17 protein-coding genes are annotated in these 21,963 nt (G+C 36.2%); 9 read left to right on the forward strand and 8 right to left on the reverse strand.

What is annotated here, in order from left to right; genetic code table 11:
• The first annotated feature begins 59 nt into the window (after nucleotides 1-59).
• From DKL58_RS00705 to DKL58_RS00720, 4 genes are all read left to right on the forward strand, one after another.
• Nucleotides 60-419 (forward strand): iron-sulfur cluster biosynthesis family protein, encoded by a 360-nt coding sequence (locus tag DKL58_RS00705; protein WP_045927390.1) that lies wholly within the window; start codon nucleotides 60-62, stop codon nucleotides 417-419.
• A 178-nt stretch (nucleotides 420-597) separates the two neighbouring features.
• A complete protein-coding gene (locus DKL58_RS09550) occupies nucleotides 598-738 on the forward strand; it encodes a hypothetical protein (protein ID WP_090094091.1) in 141 nt (46 codons plus the stop codon).
• A gap of 120 nt (nucleotides 739-858) precedes the next feature.
• Nucleotides 859-1,776 (forward strand): HNH endonuclease, encoded by a 918-nt coding sequence (locus tag DKL58_RS00715; protein ID WP_109585725.1) that lies wholly within the window; start codon nucleotides 859-861, stop codon nucleotides 1,774-1,776.
• A gap of 47 nt (nucleotides 1,777-1,823) precedes the next feature.
• A complete protein-coding gene (locus tag DKL58_RS00720; RefSeq protein ID WP_162542305.1) occupies nucleotides 1,824-3,782 on the forward strand; it encodes a BspA family leucine-rich repeat surface protein in 1,959 nt (652 codons plus the stop codon).
• A 69-nt stretch (nucleotides 3,783-3,851) separates the two neighbouring features.
• On the opposite strand, the gene DKL58_RS00725 is transcribed toward DKL58_RS00720, so the two are convergent.
• Complete coding sequence (locus tag DKL58_RS00725; protein WP_109585727.1) at nucleotides 3,852-5,375, reverse strand: SLAP domain-containing protein; 1,524 nt, start codon at nucleotides 5,373-5,375, stop codon at nucleotides 3,852-3,854.
• Between the two features lie 178 nt (nucleotides 5,376-5,553).
• Here DKL58_RS00725 and DKL58_RS00730 point away from each other — a divergent pair, with 178 nt between their 5' ends.
• The gene (locus DKL58_RS00730; protein ID WP_109585728.1) at nucleotides 5,554-7,395 is read left to right on the forward strand and encodes a BspA family leucine-rich repeat surface protein; all 1,842 of its coding nucleotides are present in this window, start codon (nucleotides 5,554-5,556) and stop codon (nucleotides 7,393-7,395) included.
• Between the two features lie 65 nt (nucleotides 7,396-7,460).
• On the opposite strand, the gene DKL58_RS00735 is transcribed toward DKL58_RS00730, so the two are convergent.
• Entirely contained in the window at nucleotides 7,461-8,981 is a 1,521-nt protein-coding gene (locus DKL58_RS00735) for an SLAP domain-containing protein (protein WP_109585729.1), read from the reverse strand.
• A 210-nt stretch (nucleotides 8,982-9,191) separates the two neighbouring features.
• On the opposite strand from DKL58_RS00735, the gene DKL58_RS00740 reads away from it, so the two are divergent.
• On the forward strand, nucleotides 9,192-11,198 hold the full coding sequence (locus DKL58_RS00740; protein ID WP_162542306.1) for a BspA family leucine-rich repeat surface protein: 2,007 nt from the start codon (nucleotides 9,192-9,194) through the stop codon (nucleotides 11,196-11,198).
• A 67-nt stretch (nucleotides 11,199-11,265) separates the two neighbouring features.
• On the opposite strand, the gene DKL58_RS00745 is transcribed toward DKL58_RS00740, so the two are convergent.
• The 3 genes from DKL58_RS00745 to DKL58_RS00755 form a co-directional block, all read right to left on the reverse strand.
• On the reverse strand, nucleotides 11,266-12,111 hold the full coding sequence (locus DKL58_RS00745) for a hypothetical protein (protein WP_109585731.1): 846 nt from the start codon (nucleotides 12,109-12,111) through the stop codon (nucleotides 11,266-11,268).
• Nucleotides 12,112-12,313: 202 nt separating this feature from the next.
• Nucleotides 12,314-13,837: an SLAP domain-containing protein gene (locus DKL58_RS00750; RefSeq protein WP_109585732.1), complete on the reverse strand. Its 1,524-nt coding sequence runs from the start codon at nucleotides 13,835-13,837 to the stop codon at nucleotides 12,314-12,316.
• A 196-nt stretch (nucleotides 13,838-14,033) separates the two neighbouring features.
• The gene (locus DKL58_RS00755; RefSeq protein ID WP_109585733.1) at nucleotides 14,034-15,557 is read right to left on the reverse strand and encodes an SLAP domain-containing protein; all 1,524 of its coding nucleotides are present in this window, start codon (nucleotides 15,555-15,557) and stop codon (nucleotides 14,034-14,036) included.
• Nucleotides 15,558-15,717: 160 nt separating this feature from the next.
• Between DKL58_RS00755 and DKL58_RS00760 the strand changes: the two genes are divergently transcribed.
• On the forward strand, nucleotides 15,718-17,040 hold the full coding sequence (locus DKL58_RS00760; RefSeq protein ID WP_109585734.1) for a replication-associated recombination protein A: 1,323 nt from the start codon (nucleotides 15,718-15,720) through the stop codon (nucleotides 17,038-17,040).
• A 148-nt stretch (nucleotides 17,041-17,188) separates the two neighbouring features.
• On the opposite strand, the gene DKL58_RS00765 is transcribed toward DKL58_RS00760, so the two are convergent.
• Nucleotides 17,189-17,500: a hypothetical protein gene (locus tag DKL58_RS00765; RefSeq protein ID WP_109585735.1), complete on the reverse strand. Its 312-nt coding sequence runs from the start codon at nucleotides 17,498-17,500 to the stop codon at nucleotides 17,189-17,191.
• A 380-nt stretch (nucleotides 17,501-17,880) separates the two neighbouring features.
• Between DKL58_RS00765 and DKL58_RS00770 the strand changes: the two genes are divergently transcribed.
• Nucleotides 17,881-18,252 carry a hypothetical protein gene (locus tag DKL58_RS00770; protein ID WP_109585736.1) on the forward strand — a complete coding sequence of 124 codons (372 nt, stop codon included), beginning with the start codon at nucleotides 17,881-17,883 and terminating at the stop codon, nucleotides 18,250-18,252.
• A 266-nt stretch (nucleotides 18,253-18,518) separates the two neighbouring features.
• A complete protein-coding gene (locus DKL58_RS00775; RefSeq protein WP_109585737.1) occupies nucleotides 18,519-19,436 on the forward strand; it encodes an alpha/beta fold hydrolase in 918 nt (305 codons plus the stop codon).
• A 63-nt stretch (nucleotides 19,437-19,499) separates the two neighbouring features.
• Here the strand turns inward: DKL58_RS00775 and DKL58_RS00780 are convergent, their stop codons facing one another.
• Entirely contained in the window at nucleotides 19,500-20,249 is a 750-nt protein-coding gene (locus DKL58_RS00780; protein WP_109585738.1) for an amino acid ABC transporter ATP-binding protein, read from the reverse strand.
• Entirely contained in the window at nucleotides 20,249-21,874 is a 1,626-nt protein-coding gene (locus DKL58_RS00785) for an ABC transporter substrate-binding protein/permease (RefSeq protein ID WP_109585739.1), read from the reverse strand. The genes DKL58_RS00780 and DKL58_RS00785 overlap by 1 nt, the downstream gene beginning before the upstream one ends.
• Between the last annotated feature and the right edge of the window lie 89 nt (nucleotides 21,875-21,963).

A 21,963-nucleotide genomic window follows, 5' to 3' on the forward strand; every position in this document is an offset into this window, starting at 1 on the left:
TATAACTTAATATATCCTATACTGGAGAAAATTGCTAAGGATTAGGAGGAAATATTAAAATGAGTAATTCCGAATCAGTTAAAATGAATGTTAAAGCAGGTGCAGCTGAGAAAATCAAGAAAAGTGTGAAAGACGGACAAGTTGTTTTGCTTTCATTAAATGACGGTTCCAACAAATATTCTAACATTGCCGGTAGCTGTGCTGCCGGGACTCGTTTTCAATTTGTAGTCTTGGATCAGCAAGACCCAGACTTTTCACTTAAAGTTGAAAATAATATTGGCTTAAATTTATACACCAGTCCTGCAGAAATGCAATATTTAGGCAACGATTTGGTAGTAGATGAAAAGAATGCGGCCATTAGTTTAGCCGATGACAGTGGCGTAATTGATGCTGCCATGACAGTTAGTGAAAATAATTAGTGTGTTTAACTAATAATATGTACTCAAAAATAACTTTATTTTTAGCGTTCCAGAATGGAGCGCTTTTTATTTTAAATGGCAAAACAGAACGGTTCAGTATGAGCGCATCTTGCTTCAAAAAGCCCTAAGTGTTAAACTATATAAGATTTTCGAAAATCTTGAAAGGAAGTATAGTACTATGCGTAAAGGTGAAAATTACAACACTGGTTGTGAACCAAACCAAAGACCTAAGAACAAGAAGAACGGCAAGAAACGTGTTGCGCACGTGGCAGCAGTTGTTGCTTTCTTGAACAAGGCCAAAGCAGACGAAAATAAATAGTTTGTTTTTAAACAAGACTAAAGGGTGGATGAAACTTTCGTCCGCCTTTTTTTATTGCTCTAAATTGAGTAGAATTAGATTAATGATACATACATTTTGCTCTAAGGAGAAAGCTTAAAAGTGAAGTTTCAATGCAGTGCGTGTGGATTGCGCATAAATGCCAAACATTTTAAACAAACGGGTCTGATTAATCCTAAACTGACTAGTATTTGCGATCTATGCATTCAAAGAGGAGAAAAGCCGGAAGACTTTGCCAATATTGCGGTTAAAGTTTTTGCGCAATGCTTATTGTTTACTTTTGTAGGAAAAGGTGAAGTCGCAGATAATTCAACATTTTTGGTTGCTAAAAATGACATGCGCAAGCGCTATGAGGCCTTCATTCAGGATTATGACGGCAATGAATTGGCTCAGCAGCAACTAGCAACACATGATTTTAACCAGGCAGTAATTGACAGCGAGACAGGCCAAACTGACTTTGTGCCCAGCAACGAGTTTACTTTTGCCGAAAACCTAAGTAAATTAGGCTTAAACGTCGACTTTAAGCTCAATGAAGTGGATTATATTGACCGTGAGCGTATTCGGGCCAAGTACCATTACCGCTGCCAATATTGCGGCAGGCGCGGCCGCAGCGTCGATCACAAAGATCCGGTTTCACTGTCACATAATAATGATTTTGACAACCTGATTTTATCTTGCACGGAATGCAACCGTATTAAGTCCAACATGCCCTACAAATTATTTGTCAGTTTGAATAATGAAATTCCTGAAGTTAACCAAAAACTGGTCAAATATGAAGACGCTCTTGCTACATTGAAGGGTGAATTTGAGGAAAGACGACGCGAATTAGCCGCTAAAATGCACCTGAAGGGCGTTGTTAATGATCCTGAACTTGACCAGATCCGTAAGCAAAACAAAAAATTGCAGGATGCAATTGATAGCTTGGAGAGCGATTATTCTGACTTGCGTTCTTTGCGCGAGCAGCATTTTATGACTGGCTGGAAACTAGCGCAAGTAAACGCAAAAGAAGATATTATTTAATTTTTAAAAGGCTTACAATGAAATTAAGAGGAAAAGGAGGTCAGAAAATGAAGTTAACTAAATTCAAGCAAAATATTTTAGCAAAAATGGGTATCAGTATGGCTGCCATAGTCTTGGGCATGATGAGTGGCGCTAATCTGGTGCAAAATGTTTTGGCAGCTTCTGCAACACCTGCTGCTAAAGATCAAACTGCAAAAATAACACCGAATGCAGCCAGTACTAGCAATAATCAGCTGGGCTTTTGGACTGGCACTGATGGCAGCTGCACGTGGCAATATGATGTCCTTACCAATACGCTGACTGTTAGCGGCGCTAAAGGAGCACAATTGTCAAGCACACCTTTTACTAAAGAATTCAAATGGGCTGGAAGTATTGAACATATCGTTTTTGAAAATCCGTTTAAGTTACCTGCAAATTCAAAAGAAAAATTTGCCAATTTGAGATATTTGTCTGATATTAAGGGTTTAGAGAACGCTGATACCAGTGAGGTAACCGATATGTCTGGTTTATTTGCCGGTGATATGAACCTTAATAGTTTAGATATTAGTAATTTTGATACCAGTAAAGCTACAGATATGAGTAACATGTTCTTTAAATTAGGTATGGATAATGCTACTGCCATAGTAATAGATTTGAGTAAATTGAATACCGCAAATGTAACCACTATGAACAGCATGTTTGCGGCGGCCAATTTTAAAAAGCTGGATTTAAAAAACTTTAATACTAGCAAAGTAACCGATATGGCAAATATGTTTTCCAGTTCCAAGGCAGAAACGATCAATGTAGATAGCTTTGATACCAGTAAAGTACAAAATATGAGCGGAATGTTCAATAATTGTCTGGCTAAACTGATTGACTGCTCAGGCTTTAATACCAAAAACGTAACGGACATGAGCAATATGTTTTCTCATAGTATGGACATAACAACTCTAAACTTGAGCAATTTTAATACTAGTAATGTTCAAAATATGAAAGCTATGTTTTTTGGAGATTCCAATTTGACCAATTTGGATTTGAGTAATTTTGATACTAGTAAAGTAACTAATATGTCAGGCATGTTTTCAAACGATACAGCATTAAAACAACTTAATTTAACGGGCTGGGATACTGCTAATGTTACTGATATGAGCACTATGTTTGCACGATTAAAAAATATGGTCAGCTTGGATATTAAGCACTTTAATACCAGCAAGGTAACTGATATGTTTGGCATGTTTGAGGGTGCTGAAAATTTAATTGATTTTGATATTAGTAATTTTGATACCAGCAAGGTCACTAGCACCAGCTATATGTTTTCTGGTATGAAAAAAATTACCAGCTTAGATTTAAGCCATTTTAATACTAAGTCCAATAAAAATTTGTCTGAAATGTTTAGTGATGATGACAATTTAAAGACGGTTAATTTGAAAGGCTGGAATACCAAACGGGTCAGGAGTATGAGTCGCATGTTTAAAAACGACCCGCAGCTGGTCAATATTAATTTAAGTCATCTTAAAACTAATAGTCTCACTGAAGCTTATGAGATGTTTAAAAATGATCGGAGTCTCAAAACTGTTGATTTACATAATTGGAACACCCGTAAATTAACTGAAGTAAGTGAGATGTTTGCTCAATGTCCTAATCTGACTAAAGTTAATTTACATGGCTGGCACATGCCTAAACTGACTGATTCGACAGATATGTTTATGCAGGACAAGAAATTAGCAGGGGTTGATCTGACTAATTTTAATATTCATAACAGCAGGATTTTAAATCAGGCAGGCAATCCTAAAGGGTTTGCTGTGAAGCTGGGCCACTACCGTTTGCGTAAAAGTTCAGGTGTAGGCCAAGGATTTAGACACATTCAGGCTGTAGGTAAAGGTACAATTAGAAAACCGAAAGGCAAAAAATATACTGCAAAGCAATTATTTAAGCTGTATAATCACTCTGCCAAAAAGAGCCCTAGAGAAACCTATGTCATGTATAACGGTAAAAAACCACAGTTACCAAAATCATTTCATTTTTGATCTTAAGTAAAATAAAAGGATTAGCTCATTTCAGAACTAATCCTTTTTAGTTTGTCTTTCTAGTAAACTTTAGGCAAATTCAGGGAAGTTTAAAGTTTTTATCTGTGTTTTAGTGGTTTTTAACAGCCAGATTGCCTGATCTACTTGTGCCAGCGTTGCTTTGCTCGACCGTAAGACGACAGCAGCATTAGCTAAAGCATAGTCATAGCTCTGCATAAGTCCATCATAGTGAACACTCTCATTAATAGTTTGCTGTCCAGAATCAAAGTCTTTCTGGAGCTTCACTTTATCGCTGTCGGTTGCTACTTTTTGTTTCTGCTCAGCTGCTAATGAAGTGTTTACAGGAGAAAGTTTTATGCCCCTGCAAAATTTCACATCACTTGCTTTGACGAAACTGTTAGCTGCTATTATTTTTTCATTAGTGGTGAGAATGATCGGACCATATTTTTTGTCAGTCGCCGGGGCCTTTAATTGTGTGCCATCATTATTGATAAGGGCTTTTCTATCTAAATTGTTACTCAGAAGGTGGTAATACAACTCAGCTTTGTTTGTAGCCGTATTCCAAATATAGAATAAGCCGTCAACATTAAAGTCAGACTGCTTTGCAGTGTTAAAACTAATCCCAACGGGTTTTCCTGTGGCGTCATAAAGCTTAACGTTTGCAGTAGTCTTTGCAGTAACAAAACTATAGGTTAAATCAGAGTAGTCGGTCGTTGGTAAGTAATTTCTCAGGTTGATACAGTTTTCATCTATGTATTCATCATGATGATTATGCAGGCGGAAAATATAGCCTTCAAAATCTTCTGCCCAAGGTTCAACGGCTAAGTCAACTTTTATTTTCTGCCCCTTTTTTAAAATATGTTTGGTTTTCATTTCGTTTAAAGTCTGAGTGGCTGTCTTTCTAAGAACGGTGGCCGTTGTAACCCCATTGTAAGTTAAAGGATAACCATCTAAACTTGCAACATTATAGGCTTTGACATAGCGATTTTTACCAATGGCATAATAATTTTTCCCTTTAATTTTTGTGAGTGGCAGATAGAAAATATGCTCATTGTTATCTGAGTTAAAGTATTTAGTATAATAGTATTTCGGTTTTGCTTTAACTTGCTTAACTTTGCCTTGATATTTAACGATAGCTCGCTTAGGTAAAGTGTGGCCAGTCTTGTTACCGGCTTTAGTATATACAGCTGATTTTTTTAATAAAACCAATTTGCCCTTTTTGCTGTTTTTACCGTTAACTTCCATGACATCTGCGGCATTAATGTAGCAACCATTACCAATATTATAGAATTTTTGGTCCTTAATTTTTCTAGTGCCGTAGTATTTCATAACATCTGCATTAAAGCTATAGATATACTTATAACCACTGGCATCATCTTGAGCATAGGGCAGATATTTGTTCTTGTTTTTAATTTTATGCCCATATTTATTATAAAGATGGGCACCATAGATTAAAGTAATTTTACCCTTTGCGGTCTTTTTACTGCTTTTGGTAGCTGCAACTGTCTGTATTTGATTGCAATTTGCTAAAAAAGGTGTGACGACCAATGCCAAAGCCGTGATCGCCAAACAGATTTTTTTGGTTAATTTCATGATTTACCTCCTTACTAATTCTTTCTGTTAAATTTATTATAACCTAATATAGGTGCAGCAATACATGTCTTACAGTAAAAGAATAACAGTCTGGCAAAGTTTAACTTAAGTTTTAAATTATTAATTAGTTTTAAGTAAAATACCCTTATAATTAGAATAAGAGAAAAGAGGCGTCAAGATGAAATTACCCAATTTAATCAAGTTTAAAAAAACTGGGATAGGTATTGCAACAATGGCATTAGGTTTAGTCGTAACGGTGCGAGTAAACGTAAATGTAGCTGCTGTAACAGAAACTCCTGCTGTTGTCCCAAATAGTGCGACAGGTTTGCCATCTGATGCCGGTCTTTGGACTGGCACTGATGGCAGCTGCACATGGCAATACGACGTTATTAGTAGAACTCTGCGGATTAGTGGCGCGCAAAAGAGCAGTCAATTATCCAGCACACCATTTTTAAAGCAGTTTAAATGGTCTGGCAATATTGAACATATTGTGTTTGAAACACCGGTTCAAATGGCTCCGAATTCGGCAGAAAAGTTTTCCGGTCTTGAGTATTTGGAGGATATTACGGGCCTCGACAAAGTTGATACTAGTCAAGTGACAAATATGGCTTTGCTTTTTACTAATGACAAAGCTCTAACTAAAGCTGATGTGAGTCACTTTGACACCAGCCAAGTGACTAGTATGGAACGAATGTTTGACAGCACAGCACTAGCAGAAGTAGATTTGAGCGGTTTTAATACCAGCAAAGTCACTAATATGGGTGGTATGTTTAGAAACAGTCCGATGCGACGTCTTAATCTGAGTAGTTTTGCTACCAGCCGAGTGACCAATATGGCAGAGATGTTTGCGGATAGCGATGTGGCAGAACTTAATCTGGCTAATTTTGATACTAGTAATGTCACTAACATGGCTGGTATGTTTGCTGGAATAAAAGTTCCTGAACTAAATCTTAAGCACTTTGATACCAGAAAAGTTAATAATATGTCCGATATGTTTTCCAGTACCCAAAATTTGTCAAGTCTTGATCTGAGTAATTTTGCTACCAGTCAAGTGACTAATATGGCGGAAATGTTTTCGGGCAGTAAAGTTATTCACTTAAACTTGGCTAATTGGGACACCAAAAAAGTCACCAGTATGAAAAATATGTTTCAAGGGTGTTCTAACTTAACTAAACTTGACTTAAGTGGCTTTAATACTGGTAATGTTACAGATATGGCGGGGATGTTTGCAAAATTCGCTCATTTGGATCAGCTAAATTTCAGTCACTTTGATACGAGTAAAGTTGAAGATATGAGAGAAATGTTCGCAGACAATCCAGCTGTTACTAGTTTAGATTTAAGTAGTTTTGATACCAGCAGCGTTACTAATATGATCTCGCTGTTTTCTGGAGACAGCTCTTTGACCAAACTCAATTTAACGGGCTGGAACACCAAGAACGTACGCTGGATGAATTATATGTTCAGTGGTGACAGCAGTCTAAAAGACATTGACTTGAGGCACTTCAATACTGCCAAAGTTACTGATATGCTTAGGATGTTTAAAGGTGCAAAAAGTCTGGAGCAGCTTGACCTGCATACTTGGGATACACGCCAAGTTACTAGGGTCAGCGAAATGTTTATGAACTGTGATAATCTTGTTTTTGTTGATTTGCATGGCTGGCGGTTACCAAAAGTGTATGATTCAACGGAAATGTTTACTAATGATCAGAAGCTCGCTGGAGTTGATTTAAGTCATTTTAATATCCATAATAGTCAGGTTTTGAAAAATGCTGGCAATCCCAAAGGCTTTGTTGTCAAGCTTGGGCATTACCGCTTACGTAAGAGTTCAGGAGTAGGTCAAGGTTTTAAACATATCCAAGCTGTTGGCAAAGGCACAATTGCCAAGCCTCAGGGCAAGAAGTATACTGAAAAGCAATTGCTAAAACTGTATAACCATTCGGCTAAAAAGAGTCCCAAGGAAACTTATGTCATGTATAATGGCAAAAAGCCCCAGCTGCCTAAAGGGTTCAATCTCAAATAGATAAGACAAAAAAGGCTAGTTCGTAATTAAAAACGAATTAGCCTTTTTCTATTAGTCTAAAAGATTTAATCGCCCTGAGGAACAGACATAGTTGTCAGCTGCTCTTTTGCCGTTTTAACATACCAGACAGCTTCAGCAACTTGGGCGATAGTTGCCTTATCAGATCTTATTATGGCAGAGGCATTACTTAAGGAGCTATCATAATTATTCATTAGATCCGTATCATATTTAGCGTTTTGATCTAAATCTTTGCCCTCATTAAAAAGTGCTAGTAATTCTTGCTTGTCAGCAGTCGTTGCAATTCTTTGATCATTTTTGGCCTGCTCAATCGTATTAAGTGCTTTCAGCTTTAACCCGCTGACGTATTTAACATCGCTGACTTTGATAAAGTTATTGCCATAGTTTAATTTTGGATTATTATTGTGGGTTACTGAATCTTGATCTGGTATCGGATTTGGTTGCTTGTCATCAATCACATTAGTATCGCTGTAATTTAGGCAGTGATAAAACAGTTCCGCCTTGTTTTTCTCAGGAATCCACAAGTACATTAAGCCATCAACCGTCAGATTACTATGTGTCGGCTTCATGATATGCTTGCCAGTTGCCTTACCGGAAGTATCATAAAGTTCAACGCTGTTGCCTGCTAATGGGGTGACATAAGTGTAGACTAAGTCACTGTAATCAATAATAGGCAGGTTCCTTTTCAGTTTAACTTCGTATTCTGAAACATATTCATCTGGGTGATCGTGCAATCTGTATATATAACCCTCAAAGCCATCAATTTCGTATGGAATAACAGTTAAATCAAGTTTAATCTTTTGTCCTTTTTTCAGTTTCCGCTTTGCAGCAGAATAATTTACCGTTGTGCTGGAGGTGTTCCTAAGGACAGTCGCTGACGAAACACCATTGTAGCGAGCAATGTGACCGTTAATGTAGCCGACATTAGCTGCCTTAATGTAGCGATTATGTCCTAAAGAGTAATAATATTTCCCTTTAATTTTATGAGTAGGTATATATCTGGGCTTGAAGTATCTGTCTAAATCATTAAGATAATAAAAGTATTTGGGTGTTTTAGTAGCAGTCTTAGCTTTTCCTTGATACTTGACAATTGCATCAGTTCTTAATTTCTTACCAGTTGCTTTGCCAGTCTTGGTGTAAATCAATGAATTGTGACTTAATACTAGTTTGCCTTTTTTAATATTATGGCCTTTTACTTCTAAAATATCGGCATTTTTAACGTAATAGTTATGACCAAGGTTGTAAAATTTTTGCCCGTTAATTTTTTTAGTACCATAGTAAGAATAACTGGTTCTGCCATCGCTATATTCATCAATTTCCATGTCAGTAATCACGTAGCCCTTGGAATCAGCGCTAAAGCCTTCAGGAACGGTAAAGCCGTGAGAAATATTCAATTTTATTTTATGACCTGACGGATTGTAAACATAATCGTTTTTAAGCAGCGTAACTTCTCCTTTGGCTTTCCGAGCAGCTTCTACTGTTTGGGAATTGGTGATATTTGGCAATAATGGACCAGCAGTTAATAATAAGGCTGTTAGTCCAATACAAATTTTCTTAAAACGTTTCATATTATGACCTCGCAAATTATGACCTTACAAAAATGAGCTTATAATTTAATGTTATCGTAACCCAAAATGAAACTCAAATTTATTTTATCTGGTAAATTTAATGGATTTTGCCTGGCTTTCATTATTTTTTGCAACTAGGAAAACTATATTTTGCAATATTTTGGATTTGAAACGGCTTATAATTAAGTTAATGAAAAGGAGGTCATGATAATGAATCATAACCATTCAAGACAAATTTTAGGTTTAGTTAAAAAAGTTGGTATTAGCAGCAGTCTTGCTTTTTGTGGTCTGAACTTAATGGCAGCTGCTGTTAAGCCGGTTTCTGCTGCAACTAATAAACCTGATGCTAGCGATCAAGTGAATAATGATATTCAAGAAATACCAGGTATTTGGTCAGGCAAAGATGGCGACTGCAGCTGGAATTATGATATTGTTACCAGAACCCTGACAATTAAAGGAACTCAGAAAAATAGCACTCTTTCGAGTCGCCCGTTTAATGAAGAATGGAGTTGGGGGAATAATATTACCCATATTGTTTTTGCCTCCCCCGTAAAACTTCCTGCAGATTCAAAATATAAGTTTAGCGAGCTAAATAATTTGAAAGACATTAAGGGACTGGACTTAGTTGACACCAGTGAAGTCACTGACATGAGTGGCTTGTTTGATATGGATCAGGCTCTGACTGAGCTTGATTTAAGTCACTTTCAAACTGATAAAGTAACTGATATGAGTAGAATGTTTGAGTCTACAGGACTATCAACGCTAGATTTGAGCAGTTTTAATACTAGCAATGTCACTAACATGAATTATATGTTTAGTAATTGCACTGCTGAAAACATTAACTTGACAGGTTTTAATACTAGTAATGTCATTAAAATGGATTATATGTTTAATGGTTGCACTGCCAAAAGCATTAACTTGAGTAGTTTTAACACCAGTCGCGTTACTGAAATGAGTAATATGTTTAGTCTAACCAAACTTCAAAATCTTAATTTTGCTGACCTTGATACAAGCAATGTGACTGATATGTCAGGAATGTTTGAGCGGGCTGATATTTCTAATTTAGATTTTGCCAAACTCAATACTAGTAAAGTTACAGACATGGAATACATGTTCTCAGGAACAACTGGGGTAAAGACCCTGGATCTTAGTTCATTAGATACCAGTAACGTTGTCAAGATGTCAAATATGTTTGCTTCAAGCAAAATAACAAAATTAGTTTTAGACAATTGGGACACCAATAAGGCAAAAGATATGTCGTATATGTTTGCTGACTGTCCTAATTTAACGGATGTTGACTTGAGCAAATTGCATACGGCGAATGTCACAAACATGTCATACATGTTCGAAGGCTTTTCACAGATAGAGCAATTAAATCTAGCCAAACTTGATACTCATAATGTTAAAAACATGAGAGGAATGTTTGCGAAAAATCCTAATCTAAAGAGTATAAATTTGAATCATTTAGATACGTCAAATGCAACCAATATGCGGGAAATGTTTGCAAAAAATCCTAATTTAAAAAGTATAAATTTAAATCATTTAGATACATCAAATGTAACTAATATGCGGGAAATGTTTGCGGAAGATCCTAATATAGAAAGTCTAGATTTAAGTCATTTAAATACTGCCAAAGTTACCACCATGTGGGGGATGTTTACTGGAGATTATTCTTTAACCAATTTGAACTTGGATGGCTGGAACACTGAGAATGTTAAAGACATGACTTATATGTTTATTGATAATAAGAGTTTGGTTAGCACAGATCTTTCGCATTTCAAAATGACTAATGTTACTAGTACGACTGGGATGTTTAATGATTGTACTAATCTGATGTATGTGAATTTAAGTGGCTGGCATTTACCGAAATTAAAATCTTCAACTATAATGTTTGAAAACGATAAAAAATTAGTTGGAGTTGATTTAAGCCATTTTAACATTCATAACAGTCAGATTTTGCTCAATGCTGGTAATCCTAAAGGTTTTGTTGTCAAGCTTGGGCATTACCGCTTACGTAAGAGTTCGGGAGTAGGCAAAGGCTTTAAACATATCCAAGCAGTGGGTAAAGGGACAATTAGAAAACCTAAAGGCAAAAAATATACTGCAAAACAATTGCTAAAGCTGTATAACCATTCGGCTAAAAAGAGTCCTAAAGAAACCTATGTCATGTATAATGGCAAAAAGCCCCAGCTGCCTAAAGGGTTCAAACTTAAATAATATAAAAAAGACTAGTTCGCTTTAACTGCGAATTAGTCTTTTGTTCTATTAGTGAGGACACTGAAGATTATTTTAATTTGCCTTCATCCATTAATTGAGAATCACGTTTTGCCAGTTTCTTATTATGTGCTTGATGACCTTTATCAGACAAATCAGCATTAAACTTGTAGCCTCGTTTCTTCAAAGCTTTAATATCATTTTTTACATCTTTTTTATAAAGTGTAGGATATTTCTTATAATATTTATAATCTTGCAAATAAATCTTATAAATAATAGTGTCAGACCACCCACCATGATCATTTGTAGGTGCTTTTGCTTTCTTTGGCTTTTGTACAGGTTGTGGCTTTAAATCGCCTGATGGTTTAGTAGTAGGAACATTTTCCAATTTAATCTGTCTGTTTAACCATTTAATTTCTGCATTAAGATATTTCTTGAAAGTCTTGGCATACTTAGACTTATAATTTTTAAAATGCTTCAAGATCTTCTTGTAAAGGGCTAATTTTTTAGTCTTATTCGTTAACTTCTGCCCCTTCTTGACGTTCTTATTGAAATAATTATTTGCTTTTTGGTGGCGTTTTGACCAAGTTTTCTTAGTTTTGTGGATATTGGTCTTTGGTTCGGGATCATTATCTTGGATAGGTTGCGAAATTGGTTCAGCTACAGGGCAAGATATTTCTGATATTAATACGTGGGTATCTTGGATAGGTTGCGAAATTGGTTCAGCTACAGGAGTTTCAGTTTTATCTGTTGCACTTGTGTCTGGATTATTTGTATTAGTGTTGGTATTAGTATTTGTATTTGTTTCGTTAGTTGCAGCCACATCTGCTAAAACAGCTGAAGTTTGACTAATAACTGGCGCTAAAACGGTAATACCCGCGACAGCTGTAACAATAATATTTTTATGTAATTTCACTTTGGTTTACTCCTTTAAATTTGATTTCAATAACCTTTATCGCTAGGCTGGTCATCACGTTTTGTCAGTTGATAGCTGTTTTTTAATAACTAATAAATCGGCATTAAACTGATAGTCTAGTTTTCGCCAGACTCTACATATTGTCTATTATATTTGCTTGGACTATTTTTGTAAAACTAATATTGCTCCGGCCAGTAGCCATTTAATCACCCGGCGGAGTAGACATAGTTGTCAGCTGCTCTTTAGCGGTTTTTACATACCAGACAGCCTCATCTACCTGTGTGACAGTTGCCTTATCAGACCTTAACATAGCAGAAGCGTTTCTTAAGGCACAATCATAATTAGACATAAGATCATGATAAGCGCTATTTTGTGCTAGATCTTTTCCTTCATTAAAAAGTGTGAGCAGTTCCTGTTTGTCAGCTCCTGTCGCAATTTTTTGCCCATTTTCAGCTTGCTCAATCGTATTCAGTGCTTTTAACTTTAACCCGCTGACGTATTTCACATCGTTCACCTTAATAAAGTTATTGCCATAGATTAGTGCTTGCTTTTTTGCAGGGTAAGTTGGCTCTGAATTTGGCACCGGGTTTGGTTGGTTGGCATCAATCACACTAGCGTCACTGTAATTTAAACAATGATAAAACAGTTCCGCCTTATTTTCCTCAGGTACCCAGAGGTACATTAAGCCATCAACTGTAAGATTACTGTATTGCGGCTTTATAATACGTTTACCAATTGTCTTGCCAGATGTGTCATAAAGTTCAACGCTGTTATCTGTCACTGGCGTAACGTAAGTATAAACTAAGTCGCGATAGTCAATGATAGGCAAATTCTTTTTCAATTTAACATCGTCCTCATCAACATATTCATCCGGATAGTCGTGCAGTCTGTAAAGATAACCCTCAAAGCCATCATTTTGGTAAGGAATAACAGTTAAATCAAGTTTAATCTTCTGTCCTTTTTTCAGTTTACGTTTAACGGCAGAATAATTTACCGTTATGCTGGCGGTGTTCTTAAGAACAGTTGCTGACGAAACGCCGTTGTAGCGAGCAATGTGACCGTTAATATAGCCGACGTTGGCTGCTTTAATGTAACTATTATGTCCTAAAGAGTAAAAATATTTTCCTTTTATTTTGTGGGCAGGTACGTATTTGGGTTGGAAGTACCTTGCGACATCATTAAGGTAGTAAAAATATTTGGGTGTTTTAGTAGCAGACTTAGCTTTTCCTTGGTACTTAACAACTGTATTAGTTCTTAATTTATTTCCCGTTGTTTTGCCAGTCTTGGTGTAAATCAGTGCATCGTGTTTGATAGTCAATTTGCCTTGTGTGATATTGCGTCCATTGACTTTTAAAACATTAGCACTATTAATGTAATAGTTATGCCCTAAGTGGTAAAATTTTTGTCCGTTAATTTTTTTAGTGCCGTAGTAGGGATAACTGGTTCTACTGTCATCATCATAAACTATCATTTCTGTAGTTAAATAGCCCTTGGGATCAGCGCTAAAGCCGTTAGGAATGTTATAGCTATGTGTACCCCGATTTTGCTTCAATTTTATTTTATGGCCTGACGGGTTGTAAACATAATCGCTCTCAAGCAGCATGACTTTTCCTTTGGTTTTCTGAGCAGCCTCTACTGTTTGGCAGTTAGCGGTATATGGTAAAAATAGAGTGGTGGATAGAGCCAGGGCTGTTAAGCCAATGCCAACTTTCTTGAAAAATTTCATTTTATGACCTCACAAAAAATCGCTTAAGTTAATATCATTGTACCCTAAACTGATATTTAAAATGGTTTTATTATATAAATTGTTAGAACTTTTGTGTGTCTTTCAATATTTTCGCGTGATTTAGTTAGTTTTCAAATTAAGCAATAAAAATAGAGTTAAACCACTCTTGTTTGGTGGACTAACTCTATTTTTTAATTTAACTCCATTCGGCAAAGTTTAAAGTACTTAATTGAATTTTGGTTGTGTCAAGTAGCCAAATTGCCTGTTTTACTTGTGCAATCGTTGCTTTTGGAGATTGTAAAATAGAAGAAGCAATCATCAAAGCATTATTATAATTATTTACTGCACTTTGTTGCTCACACTTAACATTCTTGTTATTCTTATTTTCCTCAAATTTTCTTTGTAATTCTTGCTTATCCTTATCTGTTGCTACTTTTTGATCGTTCTCAGCATTTTTAGCAGTATTGAGAGGGGATAGTTTAATTCCACTGGCAAAAGTAACATCACTAGCTTTGACAAAGCTGTTAGTATAACGCATCTTATCTTCTGTCGATTCAATTAGTTTATTGTTTTTATCAAACTCTGGTTTTTTAAGGTCAGTGCCGTCGTTATTAACAAAATAGTTTCTGTCTATTCTGTAGGTTAAAAAGTGATAAAACAGTTCTGCTTTGTTTTCGCTAGGTACCCATAAGTAATAAAGACCATCAACGGTCAAGGGGTTTTGCTTACGGTTCCTGTAACTGATACCTGTTGGAGTACCGTCAAAATTATAGAATTTAGTATTTGTCGTAGTATTAGGCCTTACATAGGTGAATGTAAGTTCATCGTAACTTGATGTTGGCAAATAGTTTCTTAATTTAATGTAGTTTTGAGCAACATATTCGTTAGGATAATCGTGCAGGCGATAGATATAGCCTTCAAAGTCTTCTGCCCAAGGTTCAACCGCTAAATCAACTTTAATTTTTTGCCCCTTTTTTAGAACGTGCTTAGTAGAATCATTGGTTAATGTTTGAGTTGTCGTCTTTTTGAGAACAGTGGCATAGGTAACGCCATTATACATAAGAGGATACCCATCTATACTATCAACGTTATTTGCTCTAATATAACGATTTTTCCCTATGGCATAACAGTCTTTACCGTTAACTGTTTCTGCCTGCAGGTAATAAAAGGTTGGTTTTTGCTCAGAAACGTTAAATTTTGCAAAATAATATTTTTGCTTGGATTGAGTTTGCTTAACCTGACCCTGATAGTTAATGACTGATTTAACTGGTAGAATCTTGCCTTTTAGTTTACCGGTTTTAGTATAGATTGCAGATCTGTGATTCAAAACCAGCTTACCGGTCTTAGAGCTTTTGCCGTTAACGTTATTGACATCACCGTCATTAATATATTCTCCTTGACCAATTTTATAGTATTTTTGCCCATTAATCATTATTGTGCCGTAATAATCTAAGGAGTCGATATCAAAAGAAGAAACATAACAGAATCCATTCACATCTGCTTCAATTTTAGATAGATCTCCGTTTTTTCTTGCTTTAAGTCTTTGACCATATTGATTATATACGGGTGCGTCATTGACTAAGGTAATTCTGTTTTTAGCTAGTTTTTGTGTTTTTGGCGCAGCTTGCACTGTTTGAATATGATTTAGACTTGGCAGCAGCGGACTAATTGTTAATACGGCTGCGGCTATGCCAAGACCAAATTTCTTGAAAAATTTCATATTTTTACCTCATTATGTGTGACTTTGTACCCAATATAATTATAACTTAAACTAGTTAATAAATTTATCTCAAACAAGCGTTCGATTATTTTTGCTGGCGGACAAATGCTTGTATAATTAGGGTAGTAAGTGTTAAGAAGTAAATAAAGAAGATGTAATGATGAAGCAAGAATCATTATTTGCAAACAGTGGGCAAAATGAACCATTGGCTAACCGCGTACGTCCCCAAAATCTAGATCAGTTTGTAGGACAAGAACAGCTGCTGGGACCGGGGAAAATATTGCGGGAAATCATTGATAATGACCAGGTTTCCTCAATGATTTTTTGGGGACCACCGGGAGTCGGTAAAACGACTTTGGCTGAAATAATTGCCCGGCAGAGTCAAGCGAGCTTTTTTAATTTTAGTGCGGTTGACAGCAGCATTACTAAAATTCGCAAAATTATGAAGCAGGCTGAAGCAGAACACGAAGTGGGGCAAAAAACGCTGGTATTTGTAGATGAAATCCATCGCTTTAATAAAGCACAACAAGATGCTTTTTTACCCTATGTTGAACGTGGCAGCATCACGTTAATTGGCGCCACGACCGAAAATCCTTCCTTTGAAGTTAACTCGGCGCTGCTTTCACGCTGCAAGGTTTTTGTCTTAAAACCGCTTGAAGTCAAAGATATTATCAAGTTATTGCAAAATGCTTTGCGCAACCCTAACGGTTTTGGCAAGTTAACCGTCAAAATCAGTGAGCAGGAGATTAAAGCCATTGCAAAATTTGCCAACGGTGACGCCAGAACAGCTTTAAACACGCTGGAGATGGCAGTTTTAAACGGTCATAAAACTGGCAATACGATTGCTGTGACTATGGATAGTCTGGGACAATTAATCACGCAAAAGTCAGTCTTGTATGATAAAGACGGGGAAGAACACTACAATATTATTTCTGCTTTACATAAATCAATGCGTAACAGCGATGTAGATGCAGCAATCTATTGGTTGTCGCGGATGCTTGAAGGGGGAGAAGATCCGCTTTATATTGCACGCAGACTAGTACGCTTTGCCAGTGAAGACATTGGCTTGGCTGATACTAATGCACTAAATGTGGCGGTCAACGTCTTTCAGGCTTGTCAATTTATAGGGATGCCGGAATGTGATGTGCATTTGACAGAAGCTGTGATTTATCTGTCGCTTGCTCCGAAATCAAACGCAGTTTATAAAGCTAGATTAGCCGCTGAAGAAGATGTTAAGAAGACTATTGATGAACCAGTACCTTTGCAAATTCGCAATGCCCCGACTAAGTTAATGAAAAATTTGGGCTATGGTAAAGGTTACCAGCTCGCACATTATGCTAAAGACAAGTTAACGACAATGAAAACTATGCCACCGAGTTTAGAGGGACATGAATATTATTTGCCAACCTCGCAGGGTCATGAAGACCGCTTTAAAAAGAGATTGGAGCAGATTAAAGAATGGCACAGAGAACACGATGATTAGCGCGCAGCTTTTAAAGTCTAACCTCATTAGTTTTAATTACCGGGACACTGCTATTTGAGCATTAACTAAAAAGCGGGCAAATCACAATTTAAGTGGTTTGCCTGTTTTCGTGCTCTTTCTTTTTTGTGGCGATATTTATTTAAACTAATTATTTAACGAAAAGCATGTTGCCTGAAGCCCACATAATGTAAAAAAATAGAATAACACTAATTATTAGAGCTAATAGCCAACCTAAAACCAAACTTATAATAAAGGTAATATGTTTGTGTTGAAAAAATGTTGTCAATACTTCCGCCAAAGCTGATAGTAGAAGACCTAAGGCGCCAACGCTTAAATCAACAGATTTGAAAAACGGTAAGATTAAAACCAATAAGAATGCGCCTAATACAATAAACCATAAATATTTATAGCCATGATCTATTAGCAGTTGTTCTTTCATCGTAGTCTGGTTTTTGAACATTATTAATAGCTCCAATCATGATATTGCCAAGATTTATTATGCACAAAGCAATATTAAATTTTTCACAGATACCAACTTTTCTATGTCTCTCTGAATTTTTTTTCAGATAAAAAAGCAGTTTTAATTTAACTTAAAATTTCAGTTATACCTATGATAATAATAACTTATAGGTTAGTACATAACTATTAAGATGTAAAGCGAGTAATTAAAAATAAATTAAATTTATTGCCAAATATTATAAGAATAAGCGCAGTACTTATTATTTTTTATGATTTAATCGTAATTACTGATTATACTGTTGATTAAAATTATATTTCATTTATAATTATATAATAATTAAAATAATTTAAAAAAGAAAGATTATAGGAAATGAGATGAAAATGAAATTAGCAAGAGCTGGTTTACTATTGTTGTGTCCATTTGGAATGGCGCTTTTTTTCTCCGATAAGCCGAATTTTAACTTAATATGGTCAATTAGTGCGTTCATCATGACAATAATTGCTACAGCTTGGTTTGAAGTAAAAGAAGATACATTTATTGACCAAGTCGAAAATGATTTAATTTACTGTTTGGCATTACAAGGCGTACCTATTAGTTTTGAAACTTTATATTTGTTGAATATGACAGATGAGAAAGAAGACCACCCGTTATTGATACTCTTGATTATTGTCTTAAATTTAATCTGTGTGTTCTTACTTGACTATTTAATCAATCGAGTTAAATTTTACAAAGTTGAAGATAAAAATGATTAGAATTTAACATGATTTGAGTACCAGGCTATTAAAATGCTTGGTACTTTTTTCTAGCGTAAAGTTCGTCAGACTTTTGATATATACTGTTTCCTCAGGTCGCTCTTCAGATAGCTTTTTCTTTAGTTTAGAGTAGACTCTTTTGATAAAAATTACTTCAGTCTTGTAAATATAATTTGCAATTTACAAAGCAGAGACATTAATAATATACTTAAATAAAGTAGCAGTGTATGCATAATAACAAGTGATTATATGAATATAGGCAAAAAATGAGTAGCACATCAGTAATAGAAAACGTCATAATTAACGGCACTAAACTTTATTTTTCAATTAGTTCAAAGCAAGGCCGGAGACCAATCATTTTATATTTGCACGGTGGACCGGGAGATGCCTGCATTCCTTTGACTAAAAAGTTTAATAGTGAACTAGAAGATCACTTTATCTTTGTCAATCTGGAACAAAGAGGCAGCGGTCTGTCGTATTACAAATTCTCACCTGAAGAAAACTTATCTATTAATACCATGGTGGAAGATATTCATCAGTTTGTGCTTTATTTATTAAAACGGTTAAAACAAGATAAATTGATTATCATGGGTCATTCTTGGGGTACGGTTTTAGGACTCTATTTTATTCAAATGTATCCAGACCTGGTTACGCAATATATCGGAATTGGTCAAGTAGTTAATATGAAAAGGAATATTGACTTACAAAAAGCTTTTTTACGAACAAAAATGAAAAATACTGCCAAACTTGATCAACTTAATTTTGTACACGAACCAACTAAAGCCAGCCTGAAATTAACTAAAATGATTGTGGCTTATGGCGGCTCAATCTATGGCGCTAAAAACTACCGTAAATTAATTTGGCCGTTTATATCGGCTAAAGATTATTCTTTTAAAGACTTAATTCATCGTTTGCAGGGCTCGAAGCAGTCAATTCAATATTTCTGGGAAGAACTGATGGACGTTAATTTTGAAAATATCGTGCATTTTGCCATTCCCATTACTTTCTGTGAGGGCAGGCATGACCACCATGTGTCCTCGCAGTTAACTGCAGAATATGCTGCTAAAATTACTAGTCCGTGCAAATTGATTTGGTTTGACCATTCTGGTCATTTCCCGCAGTGGGAGGAGCCAACTAAATTTAATCAGGAAATTATTATGCTTTTAGATTCACAAGCAAACTAAAAACTGGCAATTCACATTATTAACAAGGTGAGTTTACCAGTTTTTTTGTTTAATTAGACTTTATTAGTTATTCTGAAAATTACTTAAAAACTTCGCGGTTTTTTCATTTTGCGGGTGATTGAATAATTGATCAGGTTTACCTTGTTCAGTAATTATTCCATCGCTAATGAAAAACATTTGATCAGAAATTTCTTTAGCAAATGCCATTTCGTGCGTTACGATAATCATCGTTAAACCTGTAGTGGCCAGGTTCTTCATAACGCTTAAAACTTCACCGACCATTTCTGGATCCAAAGCACTAGTAGGCTCATCAAATAACAGAATTTCAGGATCCATGCAGATAGCGCGGGCAATCGCAACCCGTTGTTGTTGTCCACCTGAAAGTTGGCTGGGACGAGCATTAACGTATTGCTCCATACCTACTTTTTTCAGATTAGCAAGTGCAATTTTACGCGCCTCGTCTTTTGACCGTTTCAATACTAATTCTTGACCTATCATACAATTAGCTAAAACGTTCTTATTTTCAAACAAGTCAAATTGTTGGAAAACCATGCCGACTTTGGCACGATAAATATTGCGATTGTAGTTTGGTGCCAAAACATTTTCACCATGAAAATCAACTTCACCAGCAGTAGGTTCTTCAAGCAGGTTGATACAGCGCAAAGTAGTTGATTTACCGCCACCTGAAGGACCGATAATGGTGGCAATTTCACCTTTATTAATGTCAAAAGAGATATCTTTTAACACTTGGTGTTCACCAAATGTTTTCTTGATGTGCTTTAAACTTAAAATAGTTTCGTTTGATTCAGTCATTAGTTCTTAGCCTCCATGTCTTTTGGTGTGCCAACTTGAACTTGGTTTGCCATTAAGTTGTAATTCTTGCTTCCTTGGAGGTGTTTTTCAATTAAATTGAAAATTCTCGTAATGGTAAAGGTCAAGATGAGGTAGATAGCAGAAATTGTCAAATAAGTTGGGAAGAACTTAAATGTCTGACTCGCAATCGTTGAACCGACGAAGAACAACTCGGATACTGAGATGATACTCAAAACTGAGGTATCTTTGATGTTAACAATAAATTCGTTAGTAATTGAAGGCAAGCAGTTCTTGATTGCCTGTGGCAAAATAATATGCCACATTCTTTGATTATGAGTCATTCCCAACGCGCTGGCTGCTTCAAATTGACCTTCGGGTGTAGAAATAATTCCTCCCCGAATAATTTCGGCTAAATATGCTCCAGTGTTAATGGAAACAATGATTAGTGCGGCGACCGTTCTGTCAATGTTCAGGTGCCAGAATTGGGCAATACCATAGTAAATAACAGCAGCTTGAACCATCATTGGCGTACCCCGGAAAATTTCAATATAAACTGAAAGCAACCAGTTGACAAACTTGAGCAGCCATCTTTTACCACCGGTTGTTGGTGTAGGAATAGTTCTCACAATACCAACGGCCAATCCAATAAAGAAGCCTGCTATGGTACCTACAGAAGCCAGAAGAAGCGTCATGCCGATACCATTTAAGATCATGCCGCCATATTGGCGCCACATAGATACTAACCAAGGTTCTGACTTAGCCTTTTTACCTTTTTTATCATTATCAGTTTTAGGCTGCTGCTTAACAGCTTCAGTCATTAACCTAACCCTTTTTGCTTGAGGAATAGCAGCTAAAATTTGGTTGACACTCTTGAGCAGCGCCTTGTTAGGTTTGGCAATTCCGATTGAGGTAACAGATTCTTCCTTAGTAGCGTGAAAACCAGCCATTTTGCTGACAGGAATTGACTTAATGTCAGGGTCAACCATCTTAAAGGAAGTTGATTCAGTGTCTTCGGCAACATAGCCGTCAATGGTACCTGAAATTAAACTTTGCCGCATTGCCGCAAAATCACGCATAGCCGGTTGTCTCTTAGCACCTTTTAACTGCTTGATTAAATCATAGTGGAAAGTACCTTGCTGCGCTGTTAATTTGGCACCCTTAAAGTCGGTCAGCTTTTTAGCGTTGGCATATCTGCTGTTAATCTTGGTAATTACCACAAAAGTACTGTTTCTATATGGCTTAGAGAAATTAATGGCCTTTTCACGTTCAGCTGTTGGGCTCATCCCAGCGATAATCAAATCAGCTTTGCCACTGGTCAAAGCGGGGAGTAAACCATCCCATTCGGTCTTAACAACTTCTACTTTTCTATGTAATTTTTGACCAATAATTTTGGCAATTTTAACGTCATAGCCATTGGCGTATTCTTTCGACCCTTCAATTGGCACAGCACCATTGGCATTATTAGTCTGTGTCCAATTGTACGGCTGATAATTAGCTTCCATGGCGACTTTTAGCGTACCATCGTCCTTTTTGGCGTTAACTTCATTTAGACTAAAATTAGCCCCAATGCCCAAACAAGTGAATAAGGCAACTAAGGTAGCCAACCACTTAAATCTTGACTTCATTTTGAAAACCTCCACAAAATATGTTTCAAATAAAGCCAATACAATAAAAGCGTAAATAAAAACCTCGCTGTTACACAAAACAACGAGGT

It is taken from the genome of Lactobacillus kullabergensis (genome assembly GCF_003151025.1).
GTDB lineage: Bacteria > Bacillota > Bacilli > Lactobacillales > Lactobacillaceae > Lactobacillus > Lactobacillus kullabergensis.